The sequence below is a fragment of the Marinobacter sp. C7 genome (assembly GCF_022343555.1).
Classification (GTDB): domain Bacteria; phylum Pseudomonadota; class Gammaproteobacteria; order Pseudomonadales; family Oleiphilaceae; genus Marinobacter.
Window position 1 is genome coordinate 933,720 of sequence record NZ_JAKQZH010000001.1, and the last position, 24,370, is coordinate 958,089.

A 24,370-nucleotide genomic window follows, 5' to 3' on the forward strand; every position below is an offset into this window, starting at 1 on the left:
GGCGCAGGAGAAAGCTGTGAAAAAAACGATTCTTGCATTTGCAGTAGCGACTGTGGGTCTGGGTGGTTGCATGACCTACGATCCATACACCGGCGAAGAGAAGACCTCGAGCGCAACCAAGGGCAGCATCATCGGTGCCATCGGCGGTGCTGCAATCGGGGCCGCAACCTCCAGCAGCAGTGACCGGGGCAAGGGCGCCCTGATCGGTGCGGCCAGTGGTGCCGCCATCGGTGGTGGTATCGGCTACTACATGGACAAGCAGGAAGCAGAGCTGCGTCGCAAGCTGGAAGGTACCGGTGTGCGGGTGGTCCGTAACGGCGACCAGATCGAGCTGGTCATGCCGGGTAACATCACCTTTGACCTGAACCAGTCTTCCATCAAGCCGTCTTTCACCGCCACACTGGAGTCCGTGGCCCTGGTGCTCAAGGAATACGACAAGACCATCATCCAGATCGAGGGGCACACCGATAGCTCCGGCTCCGACAGCTACAACCAGCTGCTGAGTGAGCAGCGCGCCGGTTCCGTGCGGGATTTCCTGCTGAATCAGGGCATCGAGCCCAAGCGGACCCGCGCCGTTGGCTATGGTGAGCGCTATCCCATTGCCTCCAACGATACCGCCGCTGGCCGTGAGCAGAACCGTCGGGTCGAGCTGACCCTGGTGCCAATGCAGTAAAAGCCCGGCTATGAAAAAAGGCTCCGGAACCTTGACGGTCCGGAGCCTTTTTCATGACCCGCTCAGTTGGTATTGCTGGGCAACCATTCGTCGATACGCTGCCTGAGATTGTCCAGCTGGTCCTCACCCGATTCCTTGAGTTCCCCCAGCTTGGCCCTGGCGGTCTCTATCTGGTCCTCGAGAGACTGGATCTTCTCCGAAAACTCCTTCTGAATTTCGGCCTCTGCCTTGTCATCTTCGGCCTTGGCCATCTTGGCGTCCGCCTCTGCCCTTAACTGGTCGATCTGCCTGCTCCAGTGCTCGGTCTGGGTCTGCAGTTTGGTCAACAGGGACTCCCTAAGTGACATCGATTTTCTCCCGTTGCGGAATGAATGGGCTGGCCGGAACCAGGCTGTCCTTTAACCATGGTTCGTATCCTGCCTTTCTCAAGGGAAAATCAGGGATTTTTCATTAAATATCCGAAATCCGTGGTCCTATTGGCCCCATCTGCATGGACTTCGCTGCTCTGTAACGCAACCTTGTGTGCGGCAGTTCCGTTCTCACCAGACAACGGAAAACCGTTGCGGAACGATCAACCCCGAAGGAAAGGAGTCAATACGATGACAAGAACAACATTAACCGCCGCCTGCCTCAGCACCCTCCTGGCAGCAACCCTGCCTGCGCAGGCTGGCCTGCTCGATGGTCTTGCGGGAGGGAGTGAGGCGAGTGGCGAGGAGCGCACAGTCCAGGCTGGCGATGTGCTCCCTGGGCGTTACATCGTTCGCCTTGCCCCGGACCTGCCGGAGCTGCTGGGTGTGTCAGACCTCAGAGCCGGTGTCGAGACCATTCTCGTGGCCGTGGGTGGTGGCCAGCTTCGCCACCTGTATCAGAGCGCTCTTACCGGCGCTGCGGTTGAACTCAGTGAGACCCAGGCGGCCCTCCTCGAGTCCATGCCGGGTGTGCTGGCCGTGGAACCGGACACAGTCGTTACGGCCAGCGCCAGTCAGGCCGGGGCTACCTGGGGCCTTGACCGGGTTGATCAACCGTTCCTTCCACTGGACGAAACCTATCAATACCCGGATCAGGCGGGCCAGGGCGTCAACGTCTATGTGATCGACACGGGCCTGCGGGCGACCCACGTAGAGTTCACGGGCAGAGTCATCGAGGGTCGGAATTTCGCCGTAAACGATACCGGCCTGCTCGGCCTGGGTGGATTACCGCTTGTGGGGTCCTTGCTGAATGTCGGCGGTGAGACTGATCCCTCTGACACCACAGACTGCAATGGCCATGGGACTCACGTTGCGAGTACCGCTGTCGGTAGCGAATACGGTATTGCGAAGCAGGCATCGGTGGCTGCGGTGAGGGTGCTGGATTGCTCCGGCGCAGGCAGCACTTCGGATGTCATTGCCGGGGTAGACTGGGTGGCTGCAAACCACGAGGTGCCGGCGGTCGCGAATATGTCGCTGGGGGGTGGTAATTCCGAAGCCCTGGATGACGCGGTGCGTGGTGCCGTTGAGCAGGGTGTGACGTTTGTTGTTGCGGCGGGTAACAGCGACGCGGATGCCTGCAGTGGGTCGCCGAACAGGGTGCCTGAGGCCATTACCGTTGGCAGCACAACCCGGGAGGATCAGAGATCGTCGTTCTCCAATTTCGGAACCTGTCTGGATCTGTTTGCTCCTGGCTCTGACATAACGGCGGCCTGGTTCCAGAGCGATACCGACACCAATACCATCAGCGGCACGTCCATGGCCTCGCCCCATGTCGCGGGAGCCGCCGCCTTGCTTCTGGGCGCCAATCCCGGCATGACCCCGGCCCAGGTTGATGATGCCATCGAAGCACTCGCTTCCGGGAATGTGCTCGGGGATATCAACGCAGGGTCACCCAACCTGTTGCTACAGGTGCCCCGATAGTCATCCCACCCATAAAAAAAGCCCGGGAATTCACCCGGGCTTTTGCGTTACCGCCATTCCTGTCCAGAGATCTCAGAACAGAACGCGGCAGCGGATGGTGCCTTTGACCTGGCGCAGCTTCTCAAGCGCCAGTTCGCTGTAGGCCTTGTCCACATCGACCACCACGTAGCCGATATCTTCCTTGGTCTGCAGGTACTGACCGCACACGTTGATGCCGTTCTCGGAGAAGACCTGGTTGATTTCGGACATCACGCCGGGCACGTTCTCGTGGATGTGCAGCAGGCGGTGCTGGTTCGGGTGCGACGGCAGCGCCACCTCCGGGAAGTTCACGGAAGATACGGAGGTGCCATTGTCGCTGTACATGGCCAGCTTTTCGGCAACCTCGCGACCGATGTTTTCCTGGGCTTCCATGGTGGAGCCACCCACGTGGGGTGTCAGGATACAGTTGTCGAATTCGCGCAGTGGGGAGACGAACTCTTCGTTGTTGGACTTCGGCTCAACCGGGAATACGTCGACGGCTGCGCCGAGGAGCTTGCCGGAGCGCAGGGCATCGGCGAGGGCGTCGATGTCGACGACGGTGCCGCGGGAGGCGTTCATCAGGATGCTGCCCGGCTTCATCTGCGCAAATTGCTCGGCCTTGAACATGTACTTGGTGGCCGGGGTTTCGGGCACATGCAGAGAGACGACATCCGCGATGTTCAGCAGTTCCTGCATGGTGCCAACCTGGGTGGCGTTACCGATCGGCAGTTTGGAGACGACGTCGTAGAAGTACACGTCCATGCCCAGACCTTCAGCGAGCACACTGAACTGCGTGCCGATGTTGCCGTATCCGATAATGCCAAGTTTCTTGCCCCGGATCTCGAAGCTGTTCTTGGCAGACTTCAGCCATTCACCCCGATGGGCCATGGCATTCTTTTCGGGCACGCCCCGCAGCAGCAGGATGGCCTGGGCGAGCACCAGTTCGGCAACCGAACGGGTGTTGGAGAACGGCGCATTGAACACCGCGATGCCGCGACGGGTGGCGGCCTTGAGATCCACCTGGTTAGTGCCGATACAGAAGCAACCCACCGCCACCAGTTTCTGGGCGGCATCAAATACTTTCTCGGTCAGCTGGGTGCGGGAGCGGATGCCGATGAAGTGCGCGTCGGCAATCTTCTCGATCAACTCTTCCTCGCCCAGTGAATGAGTCAGATACTCGATATTGGTGTAACCCGCGGCATTCAGGGTGTCAATCGCTGATTGATGCACGCCTTCCAGCAGCAGGATCCGGATTTTGCTCTTTTCGAGAGACGTATTTGACATTGGCTTGCTTCCGAACCTTTCGTCACATGAAATGACCCGTGGCCAGGGGTTGTCAGGGCTGGCTCACAGAACAGGGGCGGTATGATACCATAAACGCAGATTTTCACAGCGCGCCGGTTTGCCTGAATCAATTCCCTGTGAATCGCCTATCAGCAGGCCCGGGCCCAACCCTGACGAGACTGACACACTCATGAGTTCCGAACAGATCATTGCCTCCCTTAAAGAGTTGATTGCCACTGGTGATAACCCCGGGAAAGTCCTGACCGACCCGGCGGACCTGGACACCTACGGCAAGGACTGGACCAAGATCTATCCGCCGAAGCCCCTGGCCATTGCACTGCCGAAGACCACCGAGCAGGTGCAGGCACTGGTGAAGTTTGCCAACGAGAACCAGGTGGCCCTGGTGCCTTCCGGCGGCCGGACCGGCCTGAGTGCCGGCGCCGTGGCGGCCAATGGTGAGGTGGTGGTTGCCTTCGACAACATGAACCAGATCCTCGAATTCAACGCCAGTGACCGCACCGTTCGTTGCCAGGCCGGTGTGGTGACCGAGCAGCTGCAGAACTTTGCCGAGGACAATGACCTGTATTACCCGGTGGACTTCGCTTCCGCCGGCTCCAGCCAGCTTGGCGGCAACCTCTCGACTAATGCTGGCGGCATCAAAGTCATCCGTTACGGCATGAGCCGGGACTGGGTCGCCGGGCTGAAAGTGGTGACCGGCAAGGGCGACGTGCTGGATCTGAACAAGGATCTGGCAAAGAACAACACCGGCTATGACCTGCGCCATCTGTTTATCGGTGCCGAGGGTACCCTGGGTTTCATCACCGAAGCCACCATGAAACTGACGCGCAAGCCGGATGATCTGACGGTGCTGGTGCTGGGCCTGAATGACCTCACCAACACCATGGATGTACTGCAGGCATTCCAGAAGAAACTGGACCTGACCGCATACGAGTTCTTCTCCCACCAGGCCATGCAGCACGTTCTCGCCCACGGCCAGGTGCAGGCGCCGTTCGAGACCGAAGCACCTTACTACGCACTGCTGGAGTTCGAGGCCGTGTCCGACCAGGTGATGGACGATGCCATGGTACTGTTCGAGCAATGCGTTGAGGAGGGCTGGGTACTGGATGGTGTGATTAGCCAGAGCGAAACCCAGGCCCAGAACCTGTGGCAGCTCCGTGAACGGATCTCCGAGTCCATCGCGCCAAGGATTCCCTACAAGAACGATATCTCCGTGGTCGTTTCCAGGGTGCCGGGCTTCCTGCAGGAAATCGACAGCGTGGTGACCGAACATTATCCGGATTTCGAGATTATCTGGTTCGGCCATATCGGCGACGGCAACCTGCATCTCAACATCCTCAAGCCCGAGGATATGGCCAAGGAAGATTTCTTCGAGAAGTGCCAGCAGGTCAACAAGTGGGTGTTCGAGATCGTTCAGCGCTATGAAGGCAGCGTATCTGCCGAGCACGGCGTCGGCATGACCAAGAAACCCTACCTGCAATACACCCGCAGTGAGGCGGAAATCGCCTACCTCAAGGGCATCAAGCAGGTGTTTGACCCCAACGGCATCATGAACCCGGGCAAGATCTTCGACTGATGCAGGACCATATCGTCGTACTGACAGGCGCTGGCATCAGTGCCGAAAGTGGCCTCTCTACCTTCCGGGACAACGGCGGGCTGTGGGAGCAGCACAGTGTGTATGACGTGGCCACGCCCGAAGCCTTCGAGCGTAACCGGGAGCTGGTACTGAGGTTCTACAACGAGCGTCGGCGCCAGCTGAAGGACGCTCGTCCCAACCAGGCTCACCGCCTGCTGGCCGAGCTGGAGAAGCTCTTCCGGGTGACCATTGTGACCCAGAACGTGGATGACCTGCACGAGCGGGGTGGTTCTTCCAGCGTGATCCATCTTCACGGCGAGCTGACCAAGGCCCGCAGCTCCATTGATCCGGGGCTGGTCTATGACATCGGCTATAACGACATCAACCCGGGCGACCGGTGCGACTGCGGCGAACAGCTCCGGCCGCACATCGTATGGTTCGGCGAGGAAGTGCCGATGCTGGAGAAAGCCGCCGAAGTGGTGCGCACCGCCGACCACCTCCTGATCGTGGGCACTTCACTGCAGGTGTATCCCGCTGCTGGGTTGGTGTATGAGGTGGATATGAATGTGCCGATCACCGTCATCGATCCGGGTGAGCCCGCCTCGGTGTCACGAGCGAATGTGATCCGCAAAGGAGCCAGTGAGGGAGTTGCCGAGTGGGTGTCGAGATTGGCGGATGGCCGGTAGGTGAAAACATGGGGTCAGAAGAAAGCGTTCTTCTGACCCCGGTCTGGCGCGTGAGATCTCGGCTTTGCTCCGGCGGTGGTGAAAATTGGGGTCAGATGAAGGCCTTCATCTGACCCCGACTTGATATCGGGCTTGGCCTGCCACCAAACTCAGGCGCTACCCTCCGGGGTCAGATGAACGCCTTCATCTGACCCCATCTTCAGGTACTTCTCCAGTTCCGTCCGAAACGCCGCCTGAACCCCCAGCCGCTTCAGCATCCAGTAATGCCCGGCAATCATCCGGTCGATGAAGATACTCTCCACCGGCGGCTTGAAGTAATCCAGGTACTTGAACACCGTACTGGTCTTGGCCGCCACGTGTTTGTGGATATCGGCCTCGGCGAAGTCATAGGGCTCGTCGCCCTGGAAGGGCACGATGAGAATATCCCGCCACATGGCGTAATAGGCTTCATCGACTGCCGGCTGGCTCCCGACCCGGGCGCCAAGGTCGATCAGGTGCTGGTCCAGGGCTTCGTAGTCTTCCTGGAGCGCGGCAACGAGCGCCTTGCGGTAGGCTTCCACAATCTCGGGTTTGAGCTTCTTCACGCAGCCGAAATCGTAAAGCACGATGCTGCCATCCGGCCGGTATGCGAAGTTGCCGGCATGGGGATCGCCATGAATGCACCGGAAGCGGAACAGCTGGTCCGCCATGATCATGAAAATCCGGTGGCCAATGAGGTTGATAGTGTCCTGGTCGTAACGGTCCGGCGTCACCTTGCTGACATGGTCCCCTTCCACCAGCTCAAGGGTCAGCACCCGGCGCGTGGAATGGCTCTCGATCACCGCCGGTATCAGCACCCACGGCTGGTCCTTGTGGAAGTCCCGGAACAGCTGGATATTCCTTGCTTCGTTCTCGTAATCCAGTTCTTCCCGGAGTCTTTCCCGTATTTCCGCGAACAGCTGGTCCACGGATTCCTTGGGCATTTTCAGCAGTCCGCCGAGGCGGAGGGTCATCCGGAGCTGCTTCAGATCGGAGTCACAGGATTCGTCCACGCCGGGGTACTGGACCTTCACAATGACATCGGTGCCATCGTGTAGCCGGGCCCGGTGTACCTGGCCGATACTGGCAGAGGCGTAGGGTGCCTCCTGCACGTATTCGTAAAGCTCACCCAACGGCTTGCCCAACTCCGATTCGATCTGTTCGACGATTACCTCGAAGGGCATGGGCGGCGCTTCTTTCTGGAGTTTTTCCAGTGCCTCCGAGAACTCCCGGGGCAGAAAATCCTGGGTCTGGGACGCGATCTGGCCAACCTTCATTACCGCGCCCTTGAGTTCCCCGAGGGTGTCGGCAATCTGGCCGGCCATGCGGGTGTAGCTTTCGCTCTGGGCGCCTTCGTCGTTCTCGGTGCGCAACATACGCCGGGCCCGCTGGCCAGCATACTGGCCCGCCACGGAGGCGGTCATGCCCGCAAGTTTGAAGAAGCGTCCTGTTCGGGTGGTAACCGGTTTTCTTACCATGCCACTTATACGTCCGTTGCCGGGAGGGGGATCGTCACTGACAACACGCAGCCACGACCCATCAGGTTACCTTGGTTTGCAGGAACAGCAAATCCTCCAGCTCCAGAGTCAGGGTCTGGCCGGACTGCAGGGGGCCGACACCTTTCGGGGTGCCGGTGAGCACCACATCGCCCGGCATCAGGGAAAACTGACTGCTGATATGGGAGATCAGCGGCACAATGGGATTGAGCATGTCCCGGGTTTCTCCGGTCTGGCGGCGCTCACCGTCGATGTCGAGGGAGAAATGGATGCTGTCACGGGGCAGTTTGTCGGCGGCGACAAACGGGGAGAGGGGGCAGGCACCATCGAACGCCTTGGCGCGTTCCCAGGGCTGGCCTTTTTCCTTGAGTTTGCTCTGAATATCCCTGAGCGTCAGATCAAGGGCAAGGCCGTAGCCGAGGATGGCCGTCTCTGCCTCACTGGCCGAGCCATTGGTCAGTGGTCGGCCAATCAGCACCGCCAATTCCGTTTCAAAGTGAACCTCGCCACGGTCCTTGGGAATATCCAGCGGGCGAGTGATGTGAACCGCTGCGGTTGAAGGTTTGATGAACAGCAGCGGCTCATCCGGAACCGGGTTGTTCAGTTCCTTGGCGTGTTCCGCGTAGTTGCGGCCTATGCAGACGATCTTGCCGAGTGGCAGATGGACCGGTGTTCCATCCTTCCAGTGGTGTTGGTAATCGGGCATGGCCGCCTCCCGTGTGTTGGTGTCAATCTCCTTCGAACGAACACACAGTATAGACCTGAAGGCCTTCTTCCTGCAGCTTCCGGGAACCACCCAGATCCGGCAGATCGATCATCGCCGCCACTTCCACGATTTCAGCACCGATGCGGCGAATCAGGCGGGTGGCCGCGAGCATGGTGCCGCCCGTAGCGATCAGATCATCCACCAGCACCACTTTGTCCCCTGGTTTGAAGGCATCCTTGTGCAGCTCCACCGAAGCGGTGCCGTATTCCAGTTCATAGTCTTCCACCAGGGTATCGAAGGGCAGTTTGCCTTTCTTTCGAACCAGCACCAGGGAGGCATTGAGCTCATAGGCCAGGGCCGATCCGATAATGAAGCCGCGAGCGTCGACGGCAGCCACCGCATCGATCTCGTGGCCGTGATAGCGGTGTACGAACGCGTCAATCAGCTTCCGGAATGCGGTCTTGTCCTGCAGGACGGTGGTGATGTCGCGGAAGGTCACGCCCGGTTTGGGCCAGTCCGGTACGGTGCGGATGGCCTGCTTGATGCTTTCGGAGAAATAGTCCATGGGAGATCCGGTAACAGGTCAGGACGCCGCTCAGGCGGCGTCCAGGAACATGAATTTCAGAACGAAGACAACGGCAATGGTCACAACGCTGGCGTTGAGATCGGACCAGCGGCCCGACAGCGCCTTGATCACCGCATAGGTAATGAAGCCCAGAGCGATGCCGTTGGCGATGGAGAAAGTCAGCGGCATGGTCAGGGCGGTGACGATAGCGGGCGCTGCGTCGGTGATGTCGTCCCAGTCTATCAGTTTGAGACCGCTGGCCATGAGCACGGCCACATACAGCAACGCCGGCGCAGTGGCGTAGGGCGGAATGATGCTGGCAATCGGAGAGAACAGCAGGCAGGCCAGGAACAGCACCGCAACCACCACGGCCGTCAGACCGGTGCGACCACCGGCCGAAATCCCGGCGGTGGATTCAATGTAGCTGGTGGTTGTCGAGGTACCCAGTGCCGCGCCGGACATGGTGGCTACAGAGTCGGACATCAGGGCGCGCCCAAGACGGGGCAGCTTGCCTTCCTTGTCCAGCAGTCCGCCACGATGGGCCGCCCCGATCAGTGTGCCGGAGGTATCGAACAGGTCCACGAACAGGAACGCGAAGACTACGCTGATCATGCCCACGTTGAGGGCGCCGGCCAGATCGAGCTGCATGAAGGTCGGTGCGAGGCTGGGCGGTGCGGACACGAAACCCTTGTATTCCACCATGCCCAGCAACATGGCGATGACCGTAATGGCCAGAATGCCGATCATCACGGCCCCGGTGATTTTGCGGAAAGACAGGGCACAGATCAGTACAAAGCCGCCGAAGAACAGCAGGCTCTCAGCTACCTTGAGGTCACCCATTCCTACCAGGGTGGCCGGGTGGTCTACCACGATACCGGCATTTTTCAGGGCGATCAGGGCGAGGAAGAAGCCGATGCCTGCCGAGATACCGAAGCGCAGGGACATCGGAATGCTATTGATGATCCATTCCCGCACCTTCAAGACGCTGAGAAGGAAAAAGATAAGACCGGACAGGAACACCGCGCCCAGTGCCACCTGCCAGCTATAGCCCATGCTACCGACGACCGTGAACGAGAAGAACGCGTTCAGCCCCATGCCCGGAGCCAGGGCAATCGGATAATTCGCCCACAGGCCCATGATCAGGGTACCAATCGTTGCCGCCAGGCAGGTGGCCACGAAAACCGCTCCGAAATCCATGCCGGTGGACGACAGGATGCTCGGGTTGACCACGATGATGTAGGCCATGGTCAGGAAGGTGGTAATGCCCGCAACCACTTCTTTACGAGCGGTGGTGCCGTGGGCCTGGAGTTGGAACAGTCGTTCAAGCATGACGGATGTCTGCCTCACAGGATGCTGGAAGTTGGGGTTTGGGCCCGGTTTGAGCCGAACGGTTTTGAATTGCGTGAAAAAACGGCAATGTTACCGTCTGAGCCTTCTCAGGCCAAGGGATGATTGACAGTTCAGGATTACAGAAATGTGCCTATTGCTGGCCCGGGTCTCTTTGCAGCCGGATATCAAAGCGGACCGCCAGCATACGGACGATGACGATGAACAGCAGACCGATGGTCAGTGCCAGCGCCTCACTCTCCAGGAACCACTGGCAGACAAAGTAAAGCCAGCATCCGGCGAACGAGATCGACGCATAGATCTGATCTTTGCGGAAGATGTAAGGCACCTCGTTGCACAGGGTATCCCGCAGGGCGCCACCGAAGGTTCCGGTCATCACCCCCAGCAGGGAAGCAACGAACCAGGAGTGCCCCAGATCCAGTGCCAGTTGGGCACCGAGGATCGAAAAGATCCCGAGACCAATGGCGTCCGGAAACACGATGCGCGACTCCCGCAGGCTGTGAGCCCGGCTCCAGTAACTGAAGACGATGGCCATGGCCAGGATCAGGATGGGTTGCTCCTCGTGCTTGATCCAGTAAAGCGGGTGGTTATCCATGATCAGGTCCCGCAACGTGCCGCCGCCCAGGGCTGTGATAAAGCCGATGGTAAACACACCCACAGGGTCCATGTTCTTCGAACGCGCCACGATCATGCCGGAAATGGCAAAGGCTACGATCCCGATCATTTCAAGCAGGTAGATGATGTCGAACATGGAAGATTCCGGCAAACAGATAACAGAGCAGGTGCAGCCCGCGACAGGTGCGCGAAGGATAGCCGAAATTGCTGGCCGATTCATCTCCGAAACCGTTCATGCAATCCTCCGGAGACGGATGTGTGATCCGGGGCGACAGGTTCGTGCGTATTCTGCAGTCCCGTTACTCTTTTCCGTCACCTACGGAGACTCGGTATGTCGTTGATACGCCTGGCCTACGCCAGTGAAGCCACGTTTGATGCCCAGCCCGTCGCGAAGGGCGTGGAGCCCCATGTCGCCCGGATTCTGATGACTTCCCGCAAGAACAACGCGAGAGTCGGCCTGGTGGGTGGCCTCTACTATGGCAACAACCGGTTTTTCCAGTATCTGGAGGGTGAAGAAGAGGACGTTCACAAGACCTTCGACCGGATCAAGCGCGATGACCGCCACCGGAACATCCTCACATTGATCGAGGAACCCATCGAGGCGCGGACATTCAGCGACTGGTCCATGAAATACGTCCCGCTGTCCGAAGATGTGAGGTCATTCCTTGAACGCCACCGGTTGGACAGTTTCCATCCGCAATCTTTCACGGCGGAGCAATGTGAAGAGATGATCCAGTTGATTCGGGATTCGAACCAGAGCCAGAAACTGGTCAACTATGACGAGGCTGAGCCTGTACCCACCAGAAAGGGTCCGGAAGCCCCGTCAGGCCTGCGCTACGGCCTTATTGCCGCGGCAGTCTGTCTGGTTGGTGCGCTCATCTATGCCGGGACGCTGCTCTGAGCGGGTCCCCGCAGCCCCGACAATAAGCCGTGTTTATTCTCAAAGATAAAGGATCCTGATTTGCCTCATGGCCCGAGAGTGTTTAGCTTGATCCCTATCAAGAATTCCGAAACCGCCGGTCGAACAATAAACAATCTCGGGAGAATCCATGAAAGCCATACTCTGCAAGGAATACGGGCCCGCCGATAAACTGGTCATTGAAGAGGTACCCAGCCCGGAGGTTAAGGGCAGGGGAGTCAAGGTTCGGGTCAAGGCAGCCGGCCTGAACTTCCCGGATACCCTGATCATTGAGAACAAGTACCAGTTCAAACCGCCCCTGCCATTCTCTCCGGGCGGCGAAATGGCCGGTGAGGTCATCGAAGTAGGCGAGAAAGTCACCCGCTTCAAACCCGGCGACCGGGTCGCTGGCCTCACGGGCTACGGCGCCTTCGCACAAGAAGTCGTTGTTGCAGAAGACAACCTCCTGCCGGTCCCCGATGCCATGTCTGACGAGAAGGCCGCTGCCTTCACAATGGTTTATGGCACCTCCTATCACGCCCTCAAGCAACGGGCCAACCTCCAGCCAGGTGAGACCTTGCTGGTACTCGGTGCCAGCGGTGGCGTTGGCCTGGCCACAGTGGAGCTGGGCAAGGCGATGGGCGCAAGGGTCATCGCAGCCGCCAGCTCTGCCGAGAAACTGGCAGTGGCCAAAGAAGCCGGCGCCGATGAGCTGATCAATTACTCAGAAGAGCCGCTGAAGGAGGCCGCCAAGAAACTGACCAAGGGTAAAGGCGTGGATGTTATCTACGACCCGGTCGGCGGCGACTTCACCGAACAGGCCCTGCGCGCCATGGCCTGGAACGGCCGCCACCTGATCGTCGGCTTTGCCGCCGGCGAGATCCCGAAGATTCCGGCGAACCTGACGTTGCTCAAGGGCTGTTCCGTGGTTGGGGTGTTCTGGGGCGACTTTACCCGCCGGGAGCCGGAGGTGAGTGCCCAGAATATGGTGGATCTGATGAAGCTGTTCTCCGAGGGCAAGATTGATCCGAAGATCAGTGCCGTCTACGAATTCGAGGACTATGTGGAGGCTTTGGGGGCGCTCACCGGGCGCAAGGCTACCGGCAAGGTGGTGCTCAAGGTTGGCTCCTGAGTTTGTTGTCTGAGCTGGGCTCCTAGCCTGTTAGGTTCCGAGTGAGCCCTGCTGGGGCGGACTTCCCAAAAACCGCTACGAGCACGTCCATGTGCGCTTGTTTCAGGCCATCCATGGCCTTCAACATTTTTGGGAAGTCCGCCCCAGCAGGGCTTTCGAGTCTCATGGGATCGTCGTTATCTAATAGGCTGTGTACTTTTCTGTTTCTGCTTTCTTTGACTATATCTCTGAAGCTTGACGGTGAGGGTGGGTGGCCCCTCCCAAAAATGTAGAGGGCCAGGGACGGCCCGAAACAAGCGCACACGGACGTGCTTGTAGCGGTTTTTGGGAGGGGCTACCCACCCTCACCACCCCGAAGCCAAGCAGGCTAGGGCCATAACAACCAGCCCCCGCCCAACGTTAGAAACGTACTTCCCCAGCATCAATTCGAGAAACCAGCTTAGAATCAATCAGGGTATACCCGGAATCCCCCGGCAACCAGGCATAGACCTCCTCGTTGGGCCGCAGTGAATAACCGAGCTTCTGGATATCGACCTTCCGGTATTTGAAGGTCCCCGTCTTCTCGATGGCGTGGGTGACCCGCACGAATACCGGCACCGCATAGGGTGGCAGGTTGTTCTGAAGGTAGGCGAACAGCCGGTTGATATCGAAATCCTTGCCGTTGTTGTGGGGCACCAGCGTGGCCATGCCCGCCTTGCCGTTGGTCCCGGGAATCTCCACACCGTAGACAATGGCTTCCTCTACCATGCCGGAGCCGTCGATGATGTTCTCCACCTCCGTGGTCGAGACATTCTCACCCTTCCAGCGGAAGGTATCCCCCATGCGGTCCACGAACTGAAGATGACCGAAGCCGATCTCCTTGAGCACGTCCCCGGTGTTGAACCAGGCATCGCCCTTCTTGAAAGCGTCCCGGAGGATGGACTTTTCGGTCGCCTCTTTCTGGGTGTAGCCCTCGAACGACCATTTCTTCGTGATCTCTCCAATCAGCAATCCTGGTTCGCCCTTTTTGACCGGTTCCAGTTTGCCCTTTTTGTTGCGAACCGGGTCCCGGGTGCCCTCGTGGTACTTCACCAGTTTGTAGGGTGCCGTGGAAAAGCCCACGGTGTTGTCCATGTTGAAGAAATTGCTGAAGCCGATGTTGCCTTCCGAGGAGGCGTAGAGTTCCGCCACGGTTTCGATGCCGAAGCGCTCCTTGAATTCCTTCCAGATAGACGGGCGCAGGCCGTTGCCGATCATTTTCGTCAGGGTGTGGTCGCGGTCCCGGTCGCTCGGCGGCTGGTTCAGCAGGTAGCGGCAGAGTTCGCCCACGTAGCCAAACGTGGTGGCCTTGTAGCGGCGAACGTCGTCCCAGAAGGCAGTAGCCGAGAATTTGCGACGCAGGGCGATCGCGGAGCCTCCGGCCAGTACCGAGCCCCAGCACACCAGCAAGGCCGTGCCATGATAAAGCGGCAGGGTGCAGTAGAGAACATCTTCCGGTTCCATGGCCAGGGACATCATGCCGAAGCCCCCGTAGGCTTTGACAAACTTGCGGTGCGAGCCGGGCGCGGCCTTGGGCAGGCCCGTGGTGCCGGAGGTGAACAGGTAGATGGCGGTATCGCCCATGGTGGGCGGGTTGCTCACCAGTGGGCGGGTGCCTGAATAGCTGCTGAGCTGTTCCGCCATGTTGGTATAGCCCGGCGGCGCTTCACCAAACATGTTCAGGGTGTTGGTGTCGGCCAGGAACTGGAACGGCTGGCTGTGGCGGGGGCGGATGTCGTCGCGGATTGCCTCGATGCTATCCACCAGCTCTTCACCAACCACCACCATCCGGGGTTGGATCAGGTTGATGCTGTGGGCCAGTACCTTGCCCTTCTGGGAGGTGTTGAGCATGGCGCAGGCAATGCCCACCTTGGCCGCCCCGGCAACCACGGCGAGCAGCTCCGGCCGGTTCTCCAGCAACACGGCAATGGCCTCGCCCTTCACCAGCCCCTTGTCCTTCAGGTAGTGCGCGATGCGATTGCTCCAGGTGTCCAGTTCGCTCCAGGTGATGGCCCGGTCCTCGAACAGAATGGCCGGACGGTTGCCATACTTCTCAGCGTTCTGCTCGATCAGTTTTCCCAGTGTGAGGTCCTTGCTCTCATCCTTGACGGAGTAATAGTAAAGACCCTTCGCAATGGCGGGAAACCGGCGGATTACGCCGGGCAGACTGCGGAAAATGTCTCGGGCAGATACGGTGTCTTGGTTCATGTTTTCTCTTCAACGACGGTAATTTCCACCAGGAGCTGGCTGCGTTTGACCTGTTCCCCGGCTCGGGTATGCACGCCGGCGACGACGCCAGGCCGGTCGGCCTTGACCGGATGTTCCATTTTCATGGCTTCGAGGATGACCAGCGTCTGGCCCTGTTCCACGGTTTCGCCTTCGGCGACCAGCACATCAATAATAGCTCCATCCATGCTGGCCTGGAGCTTGCCGCTCCCGGCGCCGGCGCTGCCAGCCGCTGGCTCATGGGTTACATCCCGGACTGACCAGGACTGGCCGAACGCCTGCAAATATAGGGAATCGCCTTGCCGGTGGTATTGGCAACGCTGACGAACCCCGTTGTCGATGATGCATAACAGGCCATCCGAGTGGTCCTGGATATCCAGGTGATACTGTTCGTCGCCATGGCTCACGGACAGGCTGTTACCGCTTTTGCGGACCCTGAGCTCCAGCAGTTCGTCCTGCACCTCAAGCTTGATGGGTATAACGGTCGCAGGGGCATTACTCCAGCCACCTTGGCCTGAATTGCCTAGACCCAGGGCGCAGGCGCTCAGGGCCAGTTCCTGGATGCTGATGGTGGGGGGCGCGAGGGAAGGATCGTGGTTGAAGTCGGTTTGCAGGAAGCCTGTGGTGGCCTCCCCGGCGCCAAAGGTGTCGTTGGCGATGATCCGGCTGAGGAACCAGCGATTGGTCGTAACACCGAACACCGTCGTGTCTTCCAGGGCGCGCACCAGCCGCCGGCGGGCCTCATCTCTTGTCTGTCCCCAGGCGATGACCTTGGCGAGCATGGGATCGTAGTGGGGACTGACAACATCGCCGGAGCGGATGCCGGTGTCGTAGCGCAGGCCATCGCCCTCAGCTGGCTGGAAGTGGTGCAGGATTCCGGTCTGCGGTGTGAAGCCGTGGGCCGGATCCTCGGCGTAGAGGCGCACCTCGATGGCGTGGCCGTTGAGGGTGATTTCGTCCTGGGTTAGCGGCAGGGACTGGCCCTCGGCAACGGCGAGTTGCCAGGCCACCAGGTCCTGGCCGGTGACCAACTCGGTAACGGGGTGCTCCACCTGCAACCGGGTGTTCATTTCGAGGAAGTAGAAGTTGCGGTCCTTGTCCACGAGGAATTCGACGGTACCGGCGCCTTCATAACCACACGCCAGTGCAGCCCGGACGGCGGCTTCGCCCATGGCCTTGCGGAGGTTGGGGGTGACGAAGGGAGAGGGGGCTTCTTCGACCACTTTCTGGTGCCGGCGCTGGACGGAGCAGTCCCGTTCGCCCAGGTAGACGGCGTTGCCGTGGCGGTCGGCGAAGACCTGGATTTCAACGTGCCGGGGTTCGATCACGGCTTTTTCCAGGATCAGTTCGTCGTCGCCGAAGGCTTGTTTGGCCTCGGAACGGGCCCGTTTGAGGTTGTCTGCCAGCTCGGCCTCGCTCTCCACCAGGCGCATGCCCCGACCACCCCCGCCGGCGGAGGCTTTGACCATCATCGGGAAACCGATATCGGTGGCGGCCCGGATCAGCTCGTCGTCGCTGGCGTTGTCGCCTTCGTAGCCGGGAACAACGGGAACACCGGCTTCCTGCATGGCAATCTTGGAGCGGCGCTTGCTGCCCATCAGTTCGATGGCGGATTCGGGCGGGCCGACGAAGGTCAGGCCGGCGTTTTTGCAGGCTTTGGCGAAGGCGGAATTCTCGGAAAGGAAGCCGTAACCGGGGTGAACGCAGTCGGCACCGGTTTTCCGGGCGGCCTCCAGAATCGCTTCGGCATTGAGATAGGAGGCTGAGACCTGCGCCGGGCCAATGCAGACGGCTTCATCGGCCACTTCCACATGCAGGGCGTTGGCGTCGGCTTCGGAGTAGACCGCAACAGTGCGGTAGCCGAGGGCTTTGGCAGTGCGGATCACCCTTACGGCGATTTCGCCTCGGTTGGCGATCAGGAGTTTTTTTAGCATTGTCGCTTTCTCTGAGTTGGGTGCATGCCGCAAGGGGGAGGGCCGATCCACTTCCAGAAAACCGCTACGAGCACCCCTTCGGGGTCCGGCCAGCAATCACAGATTGCTGTCGCTCAGCGGCACATGAAGCTTCGCTTCATAAACGTTTGCTTCGCCCATGTGCGCTTGTTTCGGGCCATCCTTGGCCCTCAACATTTTCTGGAAGTGGATCGGCCCTCCCCCTTGCTCCGCAATCATTCGTCGTTGTTTGCCCATTTCGGGGAACGTTTTTGCATGAAGGCCAATGTGCCTTCGGCGCCTTCAGGGCCACGGATGGCCTTTGCGAATTTTTCGGCAGCGCCGTCCAGGAGTTTGTGCATCGGCTCGTGGCCGACGCGGTGCAGCAAGGCCTTGGTTTCGGCCGTGGCGTGGGGGGCGCAGAGGCGAACCCGTTCCAGAGCCTGTGCCAGGAGTTCGTCGACCCCGGCTTCGGTGTCCGCCGTCTGATGCACAATGCCCAGTGCACACGCTTCTTCGGCATCAATTCGCAGGCCAAGCAGGGCCAGTCGCCGGGCCTGGGTCAGGCCGATGCGTTCCACTACAAACGGGGCGATCTGTGCGGGGATGACGCCAAGAGAGGTTTCCGGCATCCCGAATTTGGCGGTGGGGCCGGCGATAGCGACGTCGGAGACACAAGCCAGCCCGAAGCCGCCGCCCATGACGGCGCCTTCGGTCACTGCGATGACCACTTTGGGGGATTCGTTGACCTGTTGGATCATCTGGCCGAAGGCGCGGTTCAGTTTGTAGAACGGGTCGTGCTGGCCTTCTTCCGTTTTCTGACCCCGGGCGCCGGCCATGTCCTTGATGTCACCACCTGCGCAGAAATGCCCGTCTTTGCCGCGGATGACGACGGCGCGGATGCTGTCGTCGTGTTCGATCTGGGTAAAGATTGTCGCCAGTTCCGCCACCATCTGCAGGCTCATGGCGTTGCGAACGTCGGGGCGGTTGATGGTTAAAAGCAGGGCGGGACCGTGCTTTTCAAGAAGTAGGGTTTCGCAATGAGGTAGCTGTTCCATTGATGACTCCACGAACTAAGTTTGGGGGCGGCAGCCCGGAATCTGTTGCCAGGACCGTTGAGGGCCAGGGACGGCCCGAAACGAGCGCACAGGGATGTGCTTGTAGCGTGTCCTGGCAACAAATTCCGGGTTGCCGCCCTTCCACCAATGCTGATTCTGTTCAGTCGCGCCGCTTACCAGGCAATGTCCCCATCAGCTTGCAGATTATCCCGAGCATGATTTCGTCGGCGCCACCGCCGATGGACACCAGCCGGACATCCCGGTAAGCCCGGGACACCGGGTTGTCCCACATATAACCGTTTCCGCCCCAGTACTGCAGGCAGCTGTCCGTCACCTCCCGCCCCAGGCGCCCGGCCTTGAGTTTGGCCATGGACGCCAGCCTGGTCACGTCCTTGCCGGCAACGTGCAGCTCGCAGGCCTGGTAGGTCAGCGCCCGGAGGGCCTCTACCTCGGTCTGCAGCTCTGCCAGCCGGAAATGGATGTACTGGTTGTCCAGAAGTGGCTGGCCGAACGTCTTGCGTTCCCGACAGTACTCGATGGTCTTTTCGATGCAGACTTCCAGCGCCTTGATGACATTGGCCGCGCCCCACATCCGTTCTTCCTGGAACTGCAGCATCTGCATCATGAACCCGGTACCCTCGGCACCGATCCGGTTGCGCTGCGGCACGCGGACATCGTCGAAGAAAATCTGGGCGGTTTCCGAGGAGCGCATTCCGAGCTTGTTCAGATGCGGGCTGAAGGTGATCCCCGGGGAATTCATCGGTACCACGATCAGGGACTTGTTCTTGTGGGGCTTGTCGTCGCTGGTGTTGGCGAGCAGGCAGATGAAGTCCGCCTTCGGCGAGTTGGTGATCCACATCTTCGAGCCGTTGATGATGTAGTCATCGCCGTCTTTCTTCGCGGTGGTTTTCAGGCCCGCCACATCGGAGCCTGCGCCGACCTCGCTCACCCCGATACAGCCCACCATGTCACCGGCAATGGCGGGCACGAGGAAATCCCGTTTGAGTTCGTCGGAGCCGAAGCGGGCGAGGGCAGGCGTGCACATGTCGGTCTGCACGCCGATGGCCAGCGGTACGCCGCCGCAGAGCGCGGTTCCCAGTTCTTCGGCCGCCACCAGGTTGTAGCTGTAATCCAGGCCCATGCCACCGTACTCTTCCGGTTTCTGGATACCGAGGATGCCGAGGTTGCCGAGTTTCTTGAACAACTCATGGATGGGAAATTCCCCGGCTTCTTCCCATTCGTCGCAGTAGGGGTTGATCTCTTTTTCGACGAAGTCCCGCACGGTTTTTCTCAGGGCTTCGTGTTCGGCTGTGAATTTCACGTTCTTGTTCTCCGTTTTTGTTAGTCCTGGCCTGCTTTCTATGGATGCAGGTCCGTTAACTTGGGTGGCGGCTGTGGGGGTGGGGCTTCAGAAAACCGCTACGAGCACCCCTTCGGGGTCCGGCCAGCAATCACAGATTGCTGTCGCTCAGCGGCACATGAAGCTTCGCTTCATAAACGTTTGCTTCGCCCATGTGCGCTTGTTTCGGGCCATCCTTGGCCCTCTACATTTTCTGAAGCCCCACCCCCACAGCCGCTTCAATCCTGTAATTTGTTGCTTCCTGCTGGCAGTTAGTTCGAAATGTTCCTCGTTTTTTGGTTTCGGAAATCGGCGCTTCAATCACCGATTAGAGCTAACTCGTGATCTGATCGCGCTGTCTGGGAACCGGTGGCCAAAAATGTTGAAGGCCATGGATGGCCTGAAACAAGCGCACATGGACGTGCTCGTAGCGGTTTTTGGCCACCGGTTCCCAGACAGTGCCTCCCCGGAACTCGCAGTCCTGCATCAGGAGCCGAACTCCGAAGACAAATCTCAAAACCGGGCCACACCAAAACTGTTGGGCCGTAACTGCCGCTGTTCAGCCTCACGGCAGACCGACAGAACCAGAGCGAGCACCCGCCGGGTATCGCGAGGATCGATCAGACCGTCGTCCCAGAGCCGGGCTGTTCCGTATAAGGCCGTGGAGCCCTCCTCCAGCTTCTTGGCCGTCGCCTGCTCCAGGAAATCCAGCGTCTTGGCATCCGGTTCCATACCGCCGCGCCGCTGCTTCTCCTCCGCCACGATGCGCATCACCTTGCCCGCCTGCGCCGGGCCCATGACGGCTGTCCGGCTATTGGGCCAGGCGAAGATGAAACGGGGATCAAGGCCCCGGCCACACATCGCGTAGTTACCTGCACCATAGGAACCGCCAACCACAATTGCGAACTTGGGCACCCGGCAGTTGGCGACTGCCTGAATCATCTTTGACCCGTGTTTGATGATCCCGTTCTGTTCGGAATGGGTGCCCACCATGAACCCGGTGGTGTTGTGCAGGAAAAGAATCGGCGTGCCCGCCTGGTCGCAGAGCTGGATGAATTGGGCGGCTTTGGTAGAGCCTTCCGGGGTGATCGGGCCGTTGTTGCCAATGATCCCGACGGAATGGCCTTCGATCCGGATGGTGCCGCATACGGTCTGGTCGTCGTAGCCGTTCTTGAAATCCAGGAATCGGGAGCCGTCGGCGATGCGGGCGAGTATCTCCCGGACGTCGTAGGGCTTCTTCGAGTCCGCGGGAATCACGCCCAGCAGTTCCTCGGCCGGGTACAGGGGCTGCTCCCACGCCATTTCCCGTTGGGGCGGGAGATGCTCATTCCAGGGCAGGGCGCCCAGGATTTCCCGGGCCTGGCGAATGCCATCGGCGTCGTCCTCGGCCAGGTATTCGGCGGTACCGGCTACTGTGGCGTGCATTTCGGCGCCGCCCAGTTCTTCGTCGGTGGCGACTTCGCCGGTGGCGGCTTTCAGCAGGGGCGGGCCTGCCAGGAACATCTTGGCCTGCTCGCGCACGGTGATGACATAGTCCGAGAGCCCCGGCTGGTAGGCGCCGCCGGCGGTGGCGTTGCCGTGTACCACGGTAACCTGGGGAATGCCGGCGGCGGACATGCGGGCCTGATTGGCGAAGCCCCTCGCGCCGAGTACGAAAATGTCGGTGGCGTAGTTGAGATTGGCGCCGCCGCTTTCGGACAGGGAGACTATCGGCAGCTTGTTTTCCATGGCCACTTGCTGAAGGCGCAGGGTCTTGTCCAGGCCGGCGGGGGTGATGGTGCCGCCTTTGATGGCGCTGTTGCTGGCGACAACCAGGCAGCGGACGCCGCTGACCGTGCCGATGCCGGCGATGATGCCGCCGCCGGCCATGGAGCCGTCCTTGTCGTCGTGCATCTTGTAGCCCGCGAGGGAGCAGAGTTCCAGGAACTCGCTGCCGCGGTCCAGTAGCCGGTTGATCCGGTCACGGGGCAGGAGTTTGCCCCGTTTGGTGAATTTTTCCCGGGCTGATTCGGCCAGGTCCAGCACTTTTTGTTCGACCTCACGGAAGGTCCGGATGTGGGCCTCCATGGCGTCGGCGTTGGCCCGGAAGTCGTCGGACTGGGCATTGATGGTGGTTTCGAGTACCTGCATGTCTGTTTCCTCAGTCCTCGCTCAGTACCTTCGGGGTCACGGCGCGGTGGAAGCCGTTCCAGGCCTCGTTATTCCTGGCCTTGGGCATGGGCCAGACGCGGCCGCCCTGGGAGGCGGCGCCGTCGATTCTCAGGCAGTCGCCGGAGATGAAAGCCGCGGCCGGACTGAGCAGGAAACAGATCGCTGCGCTGACTTCGGATTCGGTACCCAGGCGCTTGATCGGCACGGCATCGGCCAGGCTGCGGATCCAGTCCTTCATGTGGGCCGGATAGTTGTCCATGCCGCTGGAGGCGATCCAGCCCGGGGCCACGGCGTTGACACGGACCCCGGACGGGGCCCATTCCACGGCGGCGGTCTGGGTGAAGTTGACCATGCCCGCCCGAGCGGCGCCGGAGTGGCCCATGCCGGGCATCCCGCCCCACATGTCGGCCACAATGTTGACGATGGCGCCGCCGGTCTTGCTCAGGGCCTGTGTGTACGCCTCCCGAGCCATCAGGAAGCCGCCGGTGAGGTTGGTTCGGACCACGGTTTCCCAGCCCTTCTGGTTGATGCCGGTCAGGGGGGATGCAAACTGGCCACCGGCATTGTTGATCACACCGTTGAGGCTTCCGTGTTCTTTGATGATGGCGGCGACGGTCGCCTTGACCGACTCTTCCTCGCGGATATCGCAGGCGTGGGCCGACGCGATACCGCCATCCTCGGTGATTTCCGCCTTCACCGCGTCAACTTTTTCCTGCTTTCGGCCGACCAGGGCCACTTTTGCGCCGAGGGCGGCCAGTTCATGGGCGGTGCAGCGGCCAATCCCGGAGCCACCACCGGTGACGATATAGACCTGGTCCTTGAACAGATCCGGCTGGAATACAGAGCGATAACTCATCGTTTTTGTCCTTTTTCATAGACGGCCCGGCTGATGGGCACGGGAAACTCCAGAAGCTGCTGGGCGAAGGCTTTGCCCTGGGGGTCGATCCTCAGGCTTGCGACACCGCCGCCGCCGAGGCTGTGTTCCAGCAGAAAGTTAAAGGCATGCAGACCCGGTAGTGGCCAGCGGTTGACCCTGCCGTTCTCGGGCTCAAGTGTGTGACTCATCCAGTCAGAGACAGCGGCTTCGGTCAGTGCAGAGGCAATGTAGGGCTCGAATGCGGGATCGCGGGCGATAACGCCGATGTTGCTGTGGTCTCCTTTGTCGCCGCTCCGGGCCCAGGCCAGTTCGATCAGGGGGACAACGAGGTCAGTTTCTGCAACGGCATCGGACTCGGGAAACACCGGCAGTCGATCCGGATCGAAGCCGCCGTCGCTGCGGATGTCGATCGGCGTTTGTTCGCCCGCCAGATCCACCGTCACCGAAACGTCGGTCTTGGGAACAAGGCAGGACCACAGTCGGATTTTGGGCCAGACGGTCGGCCGCCCGCCGACAATGCCGGTAATTCCCGGCGCCATGCCAGTGGCCGCCTGGGCGATTTCCCGGGAGAAGAGCACCAGGGCCTCTTTTTTCGGATGGGCGGTGCTGATCTTGACCACCACTTCCCGGCAGTCCTGGCCGCGTGCGTGGGCGCCGTAAGTGGTTTCGGTGCCCAGCAGTTCGATGCTGGTTTCCGAGTAATCGGGCAGGCCCCGCTCGCTGAACAGGCGGGAAGTCTTGGCCAGAATGGCTTCGGCCACCGTCTGCGCCTTGTTGCGGGCGTCGAGCCCGGCCAACAGGAAGGTCACGGTACACTTGAATCCGTCGGGCCAGGTGCCGGAGACCTTGTAGCTGTCGGTGGGCGCCTGGCCGCGCGCGCCTCTGACCGTTACCCGATCGGTACCGGATTCTTCCAGGGTGACCCCGGTGAAATCGCAAGCCACATCCGGGAGCAGGTAGGCGCGGGGGTCGCCGATCTCGTAGACCAGCTGTTCGGCCACGGTTCCTCGGCTGACCATGCCGCCGGTGCCGTCCGGTTTGGTGATCTCGAAGACCCCCGATTCGCCGACCTCGGCGATGGGGAAGCCCATGTCGGCGTAACCGCCCGCGACCGCCTGCCAGTCCGTGAAATTGCCGCCGGTTGCCTGTGCGCCGCACTCCAGCAGATGGCCTGCCAGACTGCCCTGGGCCAGTTTGTCGTAATCGTCCCATTGCCAGCCGAATTCGTGCACCAGGGGAGCCAGCACCAACGCGCTGTCCGCCACGCGACCGGTGATAATAATGTCCGCCCCCTGTTCCAGGGCGGCCACAAGGCCCGGTGCGCCCAGGTAGGCGTTGAGGCTGACCATCATGCCCGGCATTGGCTGACCGGTGGTCATCTCGGTGATGCCGGCGTCGCTGAGTTTTTTCTTCTTCATGAGCAGGTCATCGCCGAGCACCAGCGCGATCCTGAGGTCTACCCCGGCCTTGTCACACAGTTCCTGCAGGGCGTTGCGACAGGCGACGGGATTGACGCCTCCGGCGTTGGCCAGAACCCGGATGCCTTTTTCCTTGATGTCTCCCAGGAGAGGGCCCATCACGGTCTGAACGAAATCCCGGGCATAACCCTGGGTAGGATCCTTCATTTTCTGGCCGGCCATGATGGACATGGTGATCTCGGCGAGGTAGTCCGCCACCAGGTAATCGATATCGCCGTGTCTGACCAGCTGGGCAGCGGCGGTTTCCGTGTCGCCCCAGAAAGCGGCGGAGCAGCCGATGCGCACGGTGTTGCGGTTGGAGTCTGACATCTTCTCTGCCTTGTTTTTTGTCGCCCGCTTCCGGCGGGTTTACAGGAGGATGGAAATGACAA

The 24,370-nt window shown here is 60.3% G+C and carries 20 protein-coding genes; 6 read left to right on the forward strand and 14 right to left on the reverse strand.

What is annotated here, in order from left to right; translation table 11 throughout:
* Nucleotides 1-16: 16 nt before the first annotated feature.
* Entirely contained in the window at nucleotides 17-673 is a 657-nt protein-coding gene (locus MD273_RS04400) for a YiaD family glycine zipper/OmpA-like lipoprotein (RefSeq protein WP_239036555.1), read from the forward strand.
* 62 nt (nucleotides 674-735) lie between these two features.
* Here the strand turns inward: MD273_RS04400 and MD273_RS04405 are convergent, their stop codons facing one another.
* Nucleotides 736-999 carry a hypothetical protein gene (locus MD273_RS04405; RefSeq protein ID WP_239036556.1) on the reverse strand — a complete coding sequence of 88 codons (264 nt, stop codon included), beginning with the start codon at nucleotides 997-999 and terminating at the stop codon, nucleotides 736-738.
* Nucleotides 1,000-1,272: 273 nt separating this feature from the next.
* On the opposite strand from MD273_RS04405, the gene MD273_RS04410 reads away from it, so the two are divergent.
* Nucleotides 1,273-2,562, forward strand: coding sequence for a S8 family peptidase (locus MD273_RS04410; protein ID WP_239036557.1), 1,290 nt, complete (start codon nucleotides 1,273-1,275; stop codon nucleotides 2,560-2,562).
* 72 nt (nucleotides 2,563-2,634) lie between these two features.
* Here the strand turns inward: MD273_RS04410 and serA are convergent, their stop codons facing one another.
* Nucleotides 2,635-3,864 carry a phosphoglycerate dehydrogenase gene (serA, locus tag MD273_RS04415; RefSeq protein ID WP_239036558.1) on the reverse strand — a complete coding sequence of 410 codons (1,230 nt, stop codon included), beginning with the start codon at nucleotides 3,862-3,864 and terminating at the stop codon, nucleotides 2,635-2,637.
* 190 nt (nucleotides 3,865-4,054) lie between these two features.
* Here serA and MD273_RS04420 point away from each other — a divergent pair, with 190 nt between their 5' ends.
* Together MD273_RS04420 and MD273_RS04425 are read left to right on the forward strand one after the other, a co-directional pair.
* Entirely contained in the window at nucleotides 4,055-5,458 is a 1,404-nt protein-coding gene (locus tag MD273_RS04420) for a D-2-hydroxyglutarate dehydrogenase (protein WP_239036559.1), read from the forward strand.
* Nucleotides 5,458-6,144, forward strand: a complete 687-nt coding sequence (locus MD273_RS04425; protein WP_239036560.1) for an SIR2 family NAD-dependent protein deacylase — start codon at nucleotides 5,458-5,460, stop codon at nucleotides 6,142-6,144. The genes MD273_RS04420 and MD273_RS04425 overlap by 1 nt, the downstream gene beginning before the upstream one ends.
* Nucleotides 6,145-6,293: 149 nt before the next feature.
* Here the strand turns inward: MD273_RS04425 and MD273_RS04430 are convergent, their stop codons facing one another.
* From MD273_RS04430 to MD273_RS04450, 5 genes are all read right to left on the reverse strand, one after another.
* Nucleotides 6,294-7,640 (reverse strand): ABC1 kinase family protein, encoded by a 1,347-nt coding sequence (locus tag MD273_RS04430; protein ID WP_239036561.1) that lies wholly within the window; start codon nucleotides 7,638-7,640, stop codon nucleotides 6,294-6,296.
* Between the two features lie 61 nt (nucleotides 7,641-7,701).
* Nucleotides 7,702-8,364: a fumarylacetoacetate hydrolase family protein gene (locus tag MD273_RS04435; RefSeq protein WP_239036562.1), complete on the reverse strand. Its 663-nt coding sequence runs from the start codon at nucleotides 8,362-8,364 to the stop codon at nucleotides 7,702-7,704.
* Between the two features lie 22 nt (nucleotides 8,365-8,386).
* The gene (locus tag MD273_RS04440; protein WP_239036563.1) at nucleotides 8,387-8,929 is read right to left on the reverse strand and encodes an adenine phosphoribosyltransferase; all 543 of its coding nucleotides are present in this window, start codon (nucleotides 8,927-8,929) and stop codon (nucleotides 8,387-8,389) included.
* Between the two features lie 30 nt (nucleotides 8,930-8,959).
* On the reverse strand, nucleotides 8,960-10,258 hold the full coding sequence (locus MD273_RS04445) for an NCS2 family permease (RefSeq protein WP_239036564.1): 1,299 nt from the start codon (nucleotides 10,256-10,258) through the stop codon (nucleotides 8,960-8,962).
* A 151-nt stretch (nucleotides 10,259-10,409) separates the two neighbouring features.
* Nucleotides 10,410-11,027, reverse strand: coding sequence for a trimeric intracellular cation channel family protein (locus MD273_RS04450; protein WP_239036565.1), 618 nt, complete (start codon nucleotides 11,025-11,027; stop codon nucleotides 10,410-10,412).
* 195 nt (nucleotides 11,028-11,222) lie between these two features.
* Here MD273_RS04450 and MD273_RS04455 point away from each other — a divergent pair, with 195 nt between their 5' ends.
* Nucleotides 11,223-11,792 carry a BLUF domain-containing protein gene (locus MD273_RS04455; RefSeq protein ID WP_239036566.1) on the forward strand — a complete coding sequence of 190 codons (570 nt, stop codon included), beginning with the start codon at nucleotides 11,223-11,225 and terminating at the stop codon, nucleotides 11,790-11,792.
* A 148-nt stretch (nucleotides 11,793-11,940) separates the two neighbouring features.
* Nucleotides 11,941-12,921: an NADPH:quinone oxidoreductase family protein gene (locus tag MD273_RS04460; RefSeq protein WP_239036567.1), complete on the forward strand. Its 981-nt coding sequence runs from the start codon at nucleotides 11,941-11,943 to the stop codon at nucleotides 12,919-12,921.
* A 399-nt stretch (nucleotides 12,922-13,320) separates the two neighbouring features.
* On the opposite strand, the gene MD273_RS04465 is transcribed toward MD273_RS04460, so the two are convergent.
* The 7 genes from MD273_RS04465 to MD273_RS04495 all read right to left on the reverse strand — a co-directional run bounded on the left by MD273_RS04465 (nucleotide 13,321) and on the right by MD273_RS04495 (nucleotide 24,308).
* Nucleotides 13,321-15,147, reverse strand: a complete 1,827-nt coding sequence (locus MD273_RS04465; protein ID WP_239036568.1) for a long-chain-acyl-CoA synthetase — start codon at nucleotides 15,145-15,147, stop codon at nucleotides 13,321-13,323.
* A complete protein-coding gene (locus MD273_RS04470; RefSeq protein WP_239036569.1) occupies nucleotides 15,144-17,099 on the reverse strand; it encodes an acetyl/propionyl/methylcrotonyl-CoA carboxylase subunit alpha in 1,956 nt (651 codons plus the stop codon). The genes MD273_RS04465 and MD273_RS04470 overlap by 4 nt, the downstream gene beginning before the upstream one ends.
* 233 nt (nucleotides 17,100-17,332) lie before the next feature.
* Nucleotides 17,333-18,154 carry an enoyl-CoA hydratase/isomerase family protein gene (locus MD273_RS04475; protein WP_239036570.1) on the reverse strand — a complete coding sequence of 274 codons (822 nt, stop codon included), beginning with the start codon at nucleotides 18,152-18,154 and terminating at the stop codon, nucleotides 17,333-17,335.
* Nucleotides 18,155-18,314: 160 nt separating this feature from the next.
* Nucleotides 18,315-19,475, reverse strand: coding sequence for a citronellyl-CoA dehydrogenase (gene atuD / locus MD273_RS04480; RefSeq protein WP_239036571.1), 1,161 nt, complete (start codon nucleotides 19,473-19,475; stop codon nucleotides 18,315-18,317).
* A 531-nt stretch (nucleotides 19,476-20,006) separates the two neighbouring features.
* On the reverse strand, nucleotides 20,007-21,623 hold the full coding sequence (locus MD273_RS04485) for an acyl-CoA carboxylase subunit beta (protein ID WP_239036572.1): 1,617 nt from the start codon (nucleotides 21,621-21,623) through the stop codon (nucleotides 20,007-20,009).
* Between the two features lie 10 nt (nucleotides 21,624-21,633).
* Nucleotides 21,634-22,500: an SDR family oxidoreductase gene (locus tag MD273_RS04490; protein ID WP_239036573.1), complete on the reverse strand. Its 867-nt coding sequence runs from the start codon at nucleotides 22,498-22,500 to the stop codon at nucleotides 21,634-21,636.
* Nucleotides 22,497-24,308, reverse strand: coding sequence for an acyclic terpene utilization AtuA family protein (locus tag MD273_RS04495; RefSeq protein WP_239036574.1), 1,812 nt, complete (start codon nucleotides 24,306-24,308; stop codon nucleotides 22,497-22,499). Before MD273_RS04495 ends, MD273_RS04490 begins: the two co-directional genes overlap by 4 nt.
* Nucleotides 24,309-24,370: the final 62 nt, after the last annotated feature.

Coding starts and splice junctions, on each gene's coding strand:
- MD273_RS04410 (WP_239036557.1), top strand. CDS start 1,273: ATGACAAGAACAACATTAACCGCCGCCTGCCTCAGCACCCTCCTGGCA.
- serA (WP_239036558.1), bottom strand. CDS start 3,864: ATGTCAAATACGTCTCTCGAAAAGAGCAAAATCCGGATCCTGCTGCTG.
- MD273_RS04420 (WP_239036559.1), top strand. CDS start 4,055: ATGAGTTCCGAACAGATCATTGCCTCCCTTAAAGAGTTGATTGCCACT.
- MD273_RS04425 (WP_239036560.1), top strand. CDS start 5,458: ATGCAGGACCATATCGTCGTACTGACAGGCGCTGGCATCAGTGCCGAA.
- MD273_RS04430 (WP_239036561.1), bottom strand. CDS start 7,640: ATGGTAAGAAAACCGGTTACCACCCGAACAGGACGCTTCTTCAAACTT.
- MD273_RS04435 (WP_239036562.1), bottom strand. CDS start 8,364: ATGCCCGATTACCAACACCACTGGAAGGATGGAACACCGGTCCATCTG.
- MD273_RS04440 (WP_239036563.1), bottom strand. CDS start 8,929: ATGGACTATTTCTCCGAAAGCATCAAGCAGGCCATCCGCACCGTACCG.
- MD273_RS04445 (WP_239036564.1), bottom strand. CDS start 10,258: ATGCTTGAACGACTGTTCCAACTCCAGGCCCACGGCACCACCGCTCGT.
- MD273_RS04450 (WP_239036565.1), bottom strand. CDS start 11,027: ATGTTCGACATCATCTACCTGCTTGAAATGATCGGGATCGTAGCCTTT.
- MD273_RS04455 (WP_239036566.1), top strand. CDS start 11,223: ATGTCGTTGATACGCCTGGCCTACGCCAGTGAAGCCACGTTTGATGCC.
- MD273_RS04460 (WP_239036567.1), top strand. CDS start 11,941: ATGAAAGCCATACTCTGCAAGGAATACGGGCCCGCCGATAAACTGGTC.
- MD273_RS04465 (WP_239036568.1), bottom strand. CDS start 15,147: ATGAACCAAGACACCGTATCTGCCCGAGACATTTTCCGCAGTCTGCCC.
- MD273_RS04470 (WP_239036569.1), bottom strand. CDS start 17,099: ATGCTAAAAAAACTCCTGATCGCCAACCGAGGCGAAATCGCCGTAAGG.
- MD273_RS04475 (WP_239036570.1), bottom strand. CDS start 18,154: ATGGAACAGCTACCTCATTGCGAAACCCTACTTCTTGAAAAGCACGGT.
- MD273_RS04485 (WP_239036572.1), bottom strand. CDS start 21,623: ATGCAGGTACTCGAAACCACCATCAATGCCCAGTCCGACGACTTCCGG.
- MD273_RS04490 (WP_239036573.1), bottom strand. CDS start 22,500: ATGAGTTATCGCTCTGTATTCCAGCCGGATCTGTTCAAGGACCAGGTC.
- MD273_RS04495 (WP_239036574.1), bottom strand. CDS start 24,308: ATGTCAGACTCCAACCGCAACACCGTGCGCATCGGCTGCTCCGCCGCT.